Origin of the sequence: Cryobacterium sp. TMB1-7 (assembly GCF_004402435.1) — a bacterium.
GTDB classification, from domain to species: Bacteria; Actinomycetota; Actinomycetes; order Actinomycetales; family Microbacteriaceae; genus Cryobacterium; species Cryobacterium zongtaii.
Genome location: NZ_SOFZ01000022.1, coordinates 231,939 through 244,147 on the forward strand (window position 1 = coordinate 231,939; position 12,209 = coordinate 244,147).

6 protein-coding genes are annotated in these 12,209 nt (G+C 70.3%); 1 reads left to right on the top strand and 5 read right to left on the bottom strand.

Going from position 1 to position 12,209, the window contains the following annotated elements:
• Window positions 1-19 precede the first annotated feature (19 nt).
• The 4 genes from E3O60_RS10010 to E3O60_RS10025 all read right to left on the bottom strand — a co-directional run bounded on the left by E3O60_RS10010 (window position 20) and on the right by E3O60_RS10025 (window position 6,446).
• Window positions 20-3,484 (bottom strand): ATP-binding protein, encoded by a 3,465-nt coding sequence (locus tag E3O60_RS10010; RefSeq protein WP_134497965.1) that lies wholly within the window; start codon window positions 3,482-3,484, stop codon window positions 20-22.
• Window positions 3,481-4,224 (bottom strand): DUF4194 domain-containing protein, encoded by a 744-nt coding sequence (locus E3O60_RS10015; RefSeq protein ID WP_166788885.1) that lies wholly within the window; start codon window positions 4,222-4,224, stop codon window positions 3,481-3,483. Before E3O60_RS10015 ends, E3O60_RS10010 begins: the two co-directional genes overlap by 4 nt.
• A complete protein-coding gene (locus tag E3O60_RS10020; RefSeq protein WP_166788982.1) occupies window positions 4,217-5,743 on the bottom strand; it encodes a DUF3375 domain-containing protein in 1,527 nt (508 codons plus the stop codon). The genes E3O60_RS10015 and E3O60_RS10020 overlap by 8 nt, the downstream gene beginning before the upstream one ends.
• 121 nt (window positions 5,744-5,864) lie before the next feature.
• On the bottom strand, window positions 5,865-6,446 hold the full coding sequence (locus E3O60_RS10025; protein ID WP_134409122.1) for a hypothetical protein: 582 nt from the start codon (window positions 6,444-6,446) through the stop codon (window positions 5,865-5,867).
• Window positions 6,447-6,621: 175 nt separating this feature from the next.
• On the opposite strand from E3O60_RS10025, the gene E3O60_RS10030 reads away from it, so the two are divergent.
• On the top strand, window positions 6,622-10,446 hold the full coding sequence (locus E3O60_RS10030; RefSeq protein ID WP_134497969.1) for an SCO7613 C-terminal domain-containing membrane protein: 3,825 nt from the start codon (window positions 6,622-6,624) through the stop codon (window positions 10,444-10,446).
• A 73-nt stretch (window positions 10,447-10,519) separates the two neighbouring features.
• Here E3O60_RS10030 and E3O60_RS10035 read toward each other — a convergent pair whose 3' ends face one another.
• The gene (locus E3O60_RS10035) at window positions 10,520-12,193 is read right to left on the bottom strand and encodes an FAD-dependent oxidoreductase (RefSeq protein WP_088455874.1); all 1,674 of its coding nucleotides are present in this window, start codon (window positions 12,191-12,193) and stop codon (window positions 10,520-10,522) included.
• Window positions 12,194-12,209 lie beyond the last annotated feature (16 nt).

The following is a 12,209-nucleotide window of genomic DNA, read 5'->3' on the forward strand; positions in this document are numbered from 1 at the left end:
GGCCGGCACGGCGCGCGGGTCAGGCCACGCTTCGGTCAGATACCGCCTGGTCCGGTTCGGCGTGCTCGGCGTCCCTCGGTTCCGGCGACATCAGCGGGGTGATGTAGGAGAAGCCCGTCGCGGTGTTCTTGGTCATCGACAGGACGAGGTCCATGTACGGTTCGAGCGCGGTGACCTTGTCGAGCGGCGATCCCACGATGAGCTGGAAGCCGAGGCCCTTCCAGGCCGCGACGGCCCGGCCGGCGAACTCGGAGTCCGACTTCACGAAGCCCTCGTCGAGGAAGACCGGGGCGAACCGTGGCCGGGTGCGGCTTTCATCGCCGAGCTGGAACCGCAGGGCGGCGCCGACGACGAACGCGACGAGCTCCTGAGATTCGCCACCGCTCTTGCCGCCGAGCGACGAATAGGTGCTCACTTCCACCCCGTCCGGTGTGGTGCGCACGGCGGTGATCTCCACGTGCCTGCGCACGTCCAGGAGCAGGTCGCGGTCCGAGTCGGCCCTGGCGGCGTGGCGGGCGGCGCCGGCACGCCCCGGGCCGGCGATGTCGAGCTCGTCCGGCCGGCGGATGAGATTCATGAACGCCTGCAGCCTGGTGAACCGGCTTTCGGTCTGCTCGTCGGTGAATTCCTCGGTCGACCCCGATGAGAGCAGCTTGAGCTCCTTGCGGAACGCCGAGGCATCGTCACGGTGCAGCCGGCGCAGGGAGATCTGCAGCCGGTCGCGGCCGGCGCCGAACGGCAGCGTCCGCAGGATGTCGTTGATCGGCCGCAACCGGTCTTCGATCTCCTCGATCGAGGTGGTGAAGGCGCCGACGAGAGGAACGAGGTCCTGTCCGCTCCACGCGGAGAGGCGCCGCTTCCATTCCTGTCGGCGCTCGTAGAGGCCGAGCGTGTAGACGGCGTCGAGGATGTCGCTGTAGCTGGAGTATGACTCCATCGCCACGCCGATGTTGGGGTCGGGCCAGCGACTCTGGAAGGTCTCGAAGATGCCGATCAGGGTGTCCCTGGCACTGCGGGCGGTGTCACGGTCCTGGCTGGACTGCTCGGTGAGCCGCTCGCGGAGGCGCTTCACGCCGTTGGCGAAGGTGGCCAGCTCGGCGCTGTCGCTCACGGCGGCGAACTGCGCGTCGAGGACGGCGGCGTGTTCGTCCGGCAGACTGACCGCTTCGTCGGCGGTGAGGCGCTCGAGTCTGTCGTTCACGATGTCCTGGCGGTCCACGATCGCGGCGTGCTCCTCACCGAGCACCGCGGCCTCCCGCTCGGTCTCGTGCTTGTGCTTCTGGGCGGTCTCCAGTTCGGCGGACAGCCGCGCCTGTTCGTCCTGGAGCCCGCGCAGCACGTCGCTGCCGGCGAGCAGACGTTCCCGCTCGGCCTCCTTGGCGCCGATGCGTGCCTGGGCGCCGGCCACGTCGATGGCCGCCCACACGGTGTCGAGCACGTGCTGGTGGGCATCCTTGAGGCGCCGCAGGGCGATGATCCGGCCGGCCATGGCGGAGGCCTGCCCCGCCAGGTCGTCGGCACGTTCCTTGAGCGCGGCGAGCTCGTCGGCGATCTCGGCCAGGCGCACCCCGCTGGAGAAGCCGATGATCGAGCGCTGGTCCTTGTTCCAACCGTGTGCGCCGCGCTTGCCGTTGCGGGTCTGTCCGCTCTGGGTGACCCTGGACCCCTCACCGGCGAGGTCGGCGGGGCCGGTGACGCAGAGTGCGTCCAGGCTCGGTGTCTGCACGCGGTCCTGCACCCAGCGGCTGAACAGGGAGTCCTTGAAGACCAGCTTGCCGGAGACGTAGCGGGGGTCGGGGTGCACCTGCTGGTGCGGGTGCAGCGGCACGCCTTCGAAGTGGATGCGCACGGGAATGTGCAAAGGGTCGATGGCTGCGCCGAGGGCGGCGAGGCGCGTCTCGTCAACGAGCAGCACCCGAACGACAGAGGCGAGGGTGACCTCGGCGGCCTGTCGCCAGGCGTCCTCGCCGGGAGCGATGTCGATGAGCTCGGCCACGAACGGCAGCTCCTCGGCGGGGATCCCGGCGGCCTCGGCGATCATCAGGCGGGCGTTGTGCAGGTGCTGGGGAACCAGGCTGGCCCGGCCCTTGAGGAAGCTGTGCTCCTGCTTGAGGGTGCGGATCTGTTCCTCGAGGGGGTAGGCGGTGCGCTGCAGGCCGACCCTCTGCAGGTCGAGTTCCTGCTCGGTGGCGGTGAACCCGGCGAGGAACGACTCAGCCTGTTCTTGCGCGGCGGAGAAGGCATCCGCCGACTCGATGGGCGTGTCGATCAGCGCGATGCGCTCATCGAACCTGGCGCGTTCGGCGGCCACGTCGTCGCGCTTGCTGGCGAGCACGTCGAGGTCGTTCTGCAGGCCGGCGAGGGCGTCGCCGCCGTTGTCGCGCTGCTGGTGCACCAGGTCGGCGATCCGCACCTTCAGGTCGGTCTCGGCATCCCGGGCGGCACTGTGCTTGGCCTGGTTGTCGCGCCGGCGGGCGCGGTTGGTGTCGGCGGCGGTATCGAGCAGACCGTGCTCGGTGAGCAGCTGCCAGAGCACGAAGGGGGTGTCACCGTCGCGGTGCACGCCGAAACGGTCGATGAGGTCGGCCTTCTCGGTCGCGGTCTCGTAGTCGCGGTGCAGTTCGGGGAGGCGTTCGAGGACCTTGGCCTTCTGCGCCTCGGTGACCATGGCGCCGTAGGAGCGTTCGAGGTCTTCGAAGTGGTCGACGGCTTTGTCGGCGGCGGCGTAGGTGGCGGGCTCTTCGAGCACCATCGACTTGTACAGGCCGTCGACGGTCTTCACCTGCTGGCCGGCCTGGATGCGGGCCAGCAGTCGCAGCGCCTTGCCGCCCTCACCGTTGGCGCCGATGCCGAGCCGCGTGTACAGGGTCTGCGAGAACGCGGCATAGGTGTCGAACACGTCGAGGTCGGCAAACCGGTTTTTCAGGGCGCGCTTGTCGAAGCGGGCCTCGGTGACGTCGGCGAGGTCGCGCAGGTCGAGCCGGCCGTCTCGGGTGGCCATCTTCATGGTCACGTCGGCGAATTTGGTGGCGCCGCGCGGCACGAAGTAGGCGCGCAGCACCGTGAACCGGCGCTGGTTGTCGTCGATGAAGGTCATCGCTATCGCACCCCAGGTGGCCGAGTCGGCGCCGCGCAGCACCTGATCGTGCATCTGCCCGGTTTCGGCCTCGCGACTGGAGTCGGTCTTGCCGCGCAGGTACGTCATCAGGTTGCGCTGGTCGACGCTGCGGGCCCGCCCGGAACCGGCGTCGTTGGACGCACCGTTGAACGGGGTGTCCGAGGGCATCATCAACGCCAGGTAGGCGTCGAGCAGGCTCGACTTGCCGGTACCGGATGCGCCGGAGACCAGGGTGGCGCTGGCGGCGAAGTCCACCTCGTGGTGACCCTGGAAGCCACCCCAGTTGACCATCTGGAAGGACTCGGCACGCCACTGGGTGGTTCCCTCGGTGGCACCGTCCATGTGGAACAGCGGGGAATCGGTCATGAGACGGCCTCCAGGGCGGGGTCGGCAGGGTCGGATGTCTCGGGTTCGGGCTCACGGAATTCCTGGCCGTTCTGCTCCACCAGCCATTCCCACAGCTCGCCGAGTCGCTCGATGGGCAGCAGCACCTCGATCACGGCCGAGATGCGGAACCGGTCCGGATCGCTGGTCTTGAGCAGCACCCGCGCCTTCGCCAGGCTGTCCACGGCCGCCGCGGCGCGACGAGCGTCACCGAACCTGTCGGTGGCGTGCTCCGGCCGGAAGTGCGCGACGTTCTCGACCAGGTTGTCCCGGTCGACGATGACGATGTCGACGCCGCTGGCGCGTTCGCTGCGGAACCGCTGGCGCAACAGCACCAGCAGGATGGTCTCCTCGCGGGTGTACGCCACGTCGTGCAGCAGGGTCGGGAATCTGTCGCCGCCCTCGCCGACGGCCTGGCGCTTGAAGGCCACCTCGTAGTGCAGGTCGACGTGCAGATCGAGGAACAGATCGTTGAGCCGCGACTTGAGCAGGCTCTGCGAGGCGAGCAGGGTGCGCCACTCGGCGGGCTGCAGGGCGGCGGAGATGTAGCGGTGCTTGAGCAGCAGCACCAGGGTGCGGCGCTGCTCAACGGTCAGGCCGCCCTCGTCCCCCTCGAACAAAGAGAAGCTCGGGGCGCCGTCCTGCTCCTCGGCGGTCTCGGCGCCTTCGACAGTGTCGTCGGTCAGGTCGTCGGTCACGTCAGCGGTCACGTTGTCAGTCATGATCAGATCCATAGTTCAGGGCGGCCAGGGCCGCGGTGTCGTCGTCGGTCAAGATGATGCGCGGCACCCTGAAGGTGCGGCGGGAGCCGTCGGGCCGTACGGTTTCGAAGGCCTCGGTGTCTGACCCCGCTGTCGCGGCCGCGGCATCCGTGCGGTCGATGGCGTCGACCTGGGTGGCGATCTGCAGCAGCCCGAGGATCTCGACAGGCCGGCGCATCGCCGGGTCGAGGCTGTTGAACGCGTCACCGACGGAGGCGGCGCCGTCGATGCTGAAGGCCGTCACCATGGCATCGCGAAGCTCGGCCAGCAGCGGGCCGCCCTGGGTGCGCATCGCATCGAGGGTGGGCGGCTCCGGAGCGAACGCCGAGACGTCTTCCAGCGGCGGCGGCGCCTTGTGGGCGCCGGGGTCGTAGAACCGTTCGCGCAGGTGCTCGAGCTCCAGGGTGCCGGGCATCAGCTCGGCGGTCACCGTGGAGCGGGGCCCGGCGGTCTCCATCCAGATCGCGAGTTCCTTGTTGATCTCCCGCAGCAACCGTTCCAGTTCGCGGTCCTTGACAACGTCGTGGTTCACGATGTGCTCGCGCAGGGTGGTGGTCAGGCCGTTGCGCTGGGTGAGCACGTCGTCCACACCCTTGCGGATCAGGCTGACGGTGCCCATGAAGCTGCGCCGGTCGGCGGCGCTGAGCTGGAGGGCGAACGGGTGCAGCATGATCGACTCGAGGTCGTTCTTGAGTTCGGCAAGCAGGGCGTCGTTGCGCAACAGCACGAACGCGCCCTCGAATGCGCGGCCCTCCGCGGTCGACGACATCAGTGTGTCGGTCTTGGAGAGGTACTCGTCGAGCACCTCGCTGATCGGCCGTTCCTCGGCGCGGAAGTCGTTCACGATCTGCCGGTGCATGCCGGCGACGGACTCCTCGACACGCTTGAAATCACTGGGCAGCTGAGTGATCAGGTCGATCAGGTTGGCGTAGCCCTCGTGCATCGCATCGTTCGAGGCCGCTGCGATCTCCCCGCCGATGGCGAGTCGGTCACGTTCGGCGGTCTTCTGGGCGATCTCCAGGTCGAGCCGGCGGATGCGTTCGTCCCGGTCCGGATTCGCCTGGGTGGCGCGGTGCCGCACGGTGTCGACGATGGTGGTGAGGCGGGATTCGCTGATCAGCGCCCGGTCGCGGGAGAGCCCGTCCACGAGCAGCAGGGCCTCGAGGGCGTGTGAGGTGAGCGAGTACTGCTCCTCACCGTCCTCCCCGGTTTCGCGGTAGAGCCACTGGTCGTTCATCCACTGCACGCACAGGGCGCGACCGTTCTTGCCGGGTACATCGCTGCCCACGGAGCGGAGGTCGGCGAGGTAGGCATCCACCTGGGTGTGCAGCCTGTCGGCCTGAACACTGCGGCGGTCCCGGCTGAACGAGGACTTGAACACCGCGAGCACAAACGGCGCCCACTTGCGGTCGAGTAGCCGCAGGGTTGGTCGGTCGAAGGCGCTGTGCACCCGCGCTAATTCGGCCGCTATGTCGCTCACTCGTGCCCGATCCTTTCTCACCGGTCCGTCCCCGGACCTCCTCAACCGTAGTCGCCCCGGCGACCGCGAATCGGCGGCGTGGGTGTGCCGTGCGGTGGCCTGGCCCGGCCGGCCGAGACGCTCAGTAGTCGCTGAGGCCCTGACCGGCTGCTTCGTCGGCCTTGAGCTTGAGCAGGGCCAGATCGACGAGAACGAACATTTCGGTGCGTTCGGCCCGGCGGAGCTGATACTCGGGGTCGAGTGCGTCGATCGACAGGCGCATCAGGCGGGTGTGCATGGCGTCCTGGAGCTCATCGCTGGCCGCGTGCTGGGCGTCGCGCACGAGGCGGGCCACCTGGTCCTCGTCGTCGGCCACGGCGACCAGGGCGAGGGCGAGGAGTTTGTGCATCTTCCGGCGCAGCTTGAGCTTGTGGAGGTCCATCAGCTGGTCCTGGGTGAGGTCGTACCGCCAGGTCGACGAGGTCAGCTCCTTGCGCTGCGCGCGCACCCTCTCGCCGGACTCCTGGTTCTCCCGGGAGAGGGCGAGCATCTCCCGGCGGGCCGAATCGGCGAACCTGGCCAGGTCGTAGTCGGCATGCTCGGCCAGGCCCGCGACGATGATGTCGTTCTTGACGGCCATGCGGACCGAGGACAGCGCGATGAGCAGCCCCTCATCGACGATGCGGGATATCGGCACCCTGGCGTGCTGCGTCGCATCCGTCACAGGCCCATTTTAGTGAGTGAGAGCCACTTAGACTGCGGCCATGGGGAAAATCTGGAACGATGCTGCCGTTCGATATCTACAGGACCGGCGGATTTGCCCCCGATGTGACGCGCGACTGACCGGCGAATGGTGCCCGGGCTGCGGGGCGGACCTGAGCGGTCCGCTCGGCGGTGAGATGGTCTCGGCCACCGGACGGGTGGTCAAGGCGTTGCAGGCGCGGGACCGCCTGATCGAGCGGATACCGACGGTGGGGCCGGCAGGCACGACGGATGGCACCGCGCCGGCAGGTACAGCTCCGGCTCGTACGGCGTCGGCTGTTGCTCCGTCACAACCGAAACCGTCAGACTCGCCGCGGGTCCCCGCGGACCCGGCCCGTGCCACGGCCGTCCCGGATGCGGGCGCCCAGGTGAGCGTGCAGTCGGTGCTCGCCTTCGCCGGAGCGGCCCTGCTCGCCGTGGCCGCCCTGGTCTTCACCTTCTTCAATCCCGACCTCACGAGCTTCGCCGTGCGCACGAGTATCGTCGCCGTCATCACGGTGGTCTTCCTCGGCGGCGCCTGGCTGTTCGCCCGGCGGGGCCTGCGCTTCTCGGCCGAGTCCGTAGCGGCCCTTGGCGTGGTGTTCATCGCCCTCGATGTCTGGGCTCTCGTGCAGCTGGCGCCGGCGTCCGCGAGCGGCTGGACCTTCGCCGCGCTCGGCACCCTGCTCGGCTCCGCGCTGCTGTTCGGGCTGGGCGCCCGCTCCGGCGTGCGGGTGTGGCTGTGGGCGGCGGTCGTTGGTCTGGCCCTGTCCCCCGGGCTGTTGGGCAGCGGCGGCGGCACCTGGAGCGCGCTCCTCGGCAGCCTGGGCGTGGCCGTCGTGGCGCTCGGCCTGCACCCCGTGCTCGCGCGCCTTTCCTCCGGGCTGGGCTCCGCGCTGGGGTTCGAACGCAACACGATGACCACCCTGCAGGCGGTGGCGGTGCTCGCCGCCCTGCTGCAGTTACTGCTGCTGTCGCTGACCACGATCACCTCGCAGATCCTGGGTTATGCGGGCATCCTGGCGGTGCTGTCCGTGGTGGCGGCGCTGGGCAGTCGCAATGGGCTGCCCCGGCTCTGGAGCTTCGCGGCGGGCGCCTTCGCGGTGGCCGCGGTGGCGATCCTGCCGCTGGCCGTGCCCTTCGGCGATTCCGCCTGGTACCTGGCGTTGATCCCGGTGGCGGCCGGGGTCGCCCTGGTGGGGCTGGCCGCGTTGCGCTCGAGCCCGGTCGCCCGCCGCAGCGCCCTGACGTCCGGCGCCGTCACGGTGCTGGCGTTGGGCGCGAGCCCCGCCCTGGTGACCGCGGTCACGCAGCTGTCCGGCGCGCTGTTCGCGCCCCTGCGCTGGGCCAGCTACCGCACCGGCGGCTACCCGGGCAACGCCTCGCCCTACCCGGCCAGCGGTGACTTCGCCTTCGTCGCAGGCTCGGCCACCCCCTCTGGGTACGGGGCGGGCCTCGTCGCCCAGAACCTCGGCCTGGCCTCGATTGCCGCGCTGGCCGCCCTCGCGCTGACGGCCTGGGCGGTCGCGCTGGTGAGCCGCGAGAGCGTCGCAGCCGAGGCGTCCGTGCCCACAGCGGCCCAGACGCCGGCGCCCACGCCCGCGAGTGCGCCGTCGACGCCGATTCGACTGGCACTGTGGATGGGCGTTTTCACCCTGCTCACCGTCGCCGGTTGGGCCGGCTTCTCGCTGACCGGCCAGGCCGTCGTCGGCCTCGTTCTCGCCGGCCTGCTCATCGCAGGTCTGCTGTTCGTCCCCGCGCTCGCCGCGGCACCGGCGACGATCAGGAGTGTGCCGGTCATCGGCGCCCATCTGCTGTTGCTGCTGGCGGCGGTCACCGGCTGGCTGCAGGAGTCGACCACCGTGTGGGTCGGCGCGGCCGCCGTGCTCACCCTCGCCGCGCTCGCCCACACCCTGCCCGCACGGTGGCGCCCGGTGTACCTCGGTCTCGGCTACGCGTACGCGTTGGTGATCGTGGCCACCGCGCTCACTCTCGCCCGCGTCGACGGCATCGCGGTGCTCTGCCTCACCGCCACCCTCGGCCTGCTCTGCGCCCTCGCCGCCACCGTCACCACCTGGCTCACCCCGCGCAGCTGGTACGCGGTCCTCCTGGTGAGCGCGGTGCCGTTCGTCGCCGGGGTGGTGGGAGTACTGCTGGTGCGCAGCGGCTGGACGGCGCTGTCGACCGGCGTGGCCTTCGCCCTGGCCCTGACCCTGATGACCAGCCGGCGGCCGGGTCTGACGTTGCCGCTGCGATCCTTCGCGGCCGGCCTGCTGGTGCCCTCGCTCGCGGTCGTCGTGGTCTGTCTCGGCGCGCAGCTGTTGGCCACCAGCGGATCACCGGTGGTCCTGCCGCTGATCGCACTGATCGTCGCCGGCACCTTCGCGGCCACCGGCCCGATCACGCAGGCGCTCGAGAGGCGCGGCCTGGCGACCCTCGAAGCGGATGCCTGCCGCCGCTGGATCGAGGCCTCCGCCGCAGTCACCGGTGTGCTGGCCGTTCTACTCGCCCTCGTGCGCACCGCGGCGGGCCTGTCCACCACGGTGCTCGTGCTCGTGATCCTCGGCATTGGGGCGGCCGTCAATGCGCTGCAGACCGGCCGCCGGTCCGCCTGGTGGGCGGCCGGCGCCAGCTGGACCGGCGCCCTCTGGTGCATCTGGGCCATTCGTGGCATCGAGGTGATCGAACCGTACGTGCTGCCGCCGGCGCTCGCGATGGTGATCGTCGGCGCGATCCTCGTGACCAGGGGGCGGGCCGGCCAGACGCTGGCCACCACCGGTCTGGCCCTGGCCGTGGTGCCGAGCCTGCTGGTGCTCAGCACCAACGGGTCCGCGGGGTTCGGGGCGGCCGGTTTCGGGGCCGCCGCGTTCGGGCCGGTCACGCCGTGGCGGGCCTACGGCCTTCTGGCCGCTGCCCTGGTACTCGTGGTGATCGGGTACACGATTGTCCGCGCCACCGCAGTGAGCGGACCGGCTTCGACCACAACGACTCCGGCTGGCCAGGCACAGACCGGCCAGGCACAGACCGGCCCGGCCCCGACAGGTCTGATCGGGCTCCGCAGCCTCATCGGCGCCACTGCGGTGGTGGCCACCCTGGCCGCGGCGGCGGGCGCCGTGCAGGCCATGCGCTGGGGCCTCGGCCTCGACGACCTCACCGCCACCGCCCAGACCGGTGTCATGGTGCCCGTGCTGTTGGCCAGCGCCACGGCCACCCTGCTCGCGGTCTTCGCCGGACTCCTGGCCCAGGGAGACGCAGCACCGCACCCGAACGCCCCGTCGCGGTGGCGCTACGCCGCGGCCACGGCGTTCCTGGTCGCCGGCCCGATCACGGCTATCCGGCCCGACGCCTTCTCGATCGGCACCCTGGTGCTGCTCATGGCGATGATGCTGGGCTTCATGCTCGTGGTGTCGGCCAGGGCCCGCTCCGGTGCGATGTCGTTGCCGCCGGTGTGGTTCCTGTTCGTGCTGGCCTGGTGCACCGCCGTGGCGGGCTGGAGCGAACGGGAGCTGCGCGTCGAGGCATTCTCGATCCCCCTGGGCCTGGCCCTGCTCGGTGCCGGCGTCATCGGGATGCGCTCGGGCGCACGCGCCGTGCCGGCCAGCCTCGGCTCCTGGCCGGCCGGTTTTGCCGGCTCGTGGCGGCTGCTCGCTCCGGGCATCATCGTCACGTTCCTACCGTCGGTCCTGGCCACCGGCACCGACCCGCAGACCTGGCGCGCCATCCTGGTGATGTCCCTCGCGCTCACCGCGATCCTGATCGGCTCGACCCGGCGCCTGGCCGCCCCGTTCGTGATCAGCCTGGCCGTGCTGCCCATCGAGGTCATCGTGGTGTTCACGGTGCAGATCGGGCAGACGATCAACCCGCTGCTGTGGTGGATCACCCTGGCCACCATCGGTGCGGTGATGCTCGTGATCGCGATCACCTCCGAGCGGAAGGGTGCCGCGGGAGGCGGCTTCTCGGCCCGCCTGCGCGACCTCACCTAACTCCCCGCGAACTGTGACTCAAGCACCAGGTACTCCGGGTTTTTGGGGCCTTTATTGCTGGCGGTGGGGGTGGTCAGGCCTTCAGCAGGGCGGCGGCGCTGTCCCGGGCGGTGCGCGCCGCATCCGTGCCCGCGGCCCAGGTGAGGTAGCCGCCGTCGAGATTCACGGCGTCTCGGCCCAGCTGGGCGAGCAGCCGCACGGCGGTGTGACCGCGCTGGCCCACCTTGCAGTGCACGATCAGCCGACCCTCGGGCAGTTCCGCCTGGCGGGCACGGATGTCGTCGAGCGGGATGTTGACCGAGCCGGGGATGGCGGCCTCGGCGTACTCCCCCGCCGTGCGCACGTCGATCAGGGTGGCACCGGCCGCACGGGCCGCAGCGAGTTCGTGCCACTGCACCGACGTGGTCAGCCCTTCTTCGGCGTTGAGGGCCACGTAGCCGAGCATGTTCACCGGATCCTTGGCCGAGGAGAACTGCGGTGCGTAGGCCAGTTCGAGGTCGGCGAGTTCGGATGCCGTGATGCCGCCGGCCATGGCGGTCGCGATCACGTCGATGCGCTTGTCAACACCGTCGCCGCCCACACCCTGGGCGCCGAGGATCGCGTCGGTGTCGGCGTCGACGACGAGCTTGAGCGCCATCGACTCCGCCCCGGGATAGTAGCCGGTGTGCGAGGCCGGGTGGGTGTGCATCACCCGGATGTTCCGGCCGCGGGCCGCGAGCAGCTTCTCGTTCCAGCCGGTGGCGGCGATGGTGAGTCCCATCATGCCCACGACGGCGGTACCGAGGGCCGGGCGCACCCGAATTCTCTTGCCGGTGATCACGTCGGCGACCAGGCGGCCGTGGCGGTTGGCCAGGCCGGCGAGGGCCACCAGGCGCTGCTCGCCCGAGATCGCGTCGGTCTTCTCCACGGCGTCGCCGATGGCGTAGATGTCGGGGTCGCTGGTGCGCAACTGGTCGTCCACCGCGATGCCGCCACGTTCGCCGATCGTGAGGCCGGCGGCCTGGGCCAGCGCGGTGTCCGGCCGCACACCGATGGCAGCGAGCACGAACTCGGCCGCCACGACGCTGCCGTCGTTGAGAGTGGCGGTGTCCGCGCCGATCTCGGCGACCTGGGTGCCCAGACGCACGCTGACACCCGCGGCGCGCAGCCGCTCGGCCACCGGGCCGGCCATCTCGGGGTCCAGTGGCGGCAGAACCTGGTCACCGAGCTCCACCAGGGTGACGTCCAGGCCCCGGTGCACGAGGTTCTCCACCATCTCGAGGCCGATGAAGCCGGCGCCGATGACGAGGGCGCTTCGCGGCACCACGGACAGGGCCGACATAGCCGCGTCGACGTCGTCGATGTCGCGCAGGGTCAGCATCCGCTCGCCACCGGGCAGCGGCGGGCGCACGGGCGAAGCGCCGGGCGAGAGCACGAGGGCGTCGTAGCCCTCGGTCGACTCCCGGCCGGTGGCGAGGTCGCGTACGGTGACGGTCTTGGCCGCGCTGTCGATGCCGATGACCTCCGTACGCACCCGCACGTCAAGGTTGAAGCGGCTGGCGAGCGAGGCCGGCGTCTGCAACAGCAGGCTGGAACGTTCTTCGATGACACCACCGAGGTAGTACGGCAGGCCGCAGTTGGCGAACGAGACATGGCCGCCCCGTTCGAACACCGTGATCTGGGCGTTCTCGTCGAGGCGACGGAGGCGGGTGGCGGCGGACATGCCGCCGGCGACGCCGCCGATGATGAGATATCGGTTCTGGGTCATGATTCCAGTGTGCTAT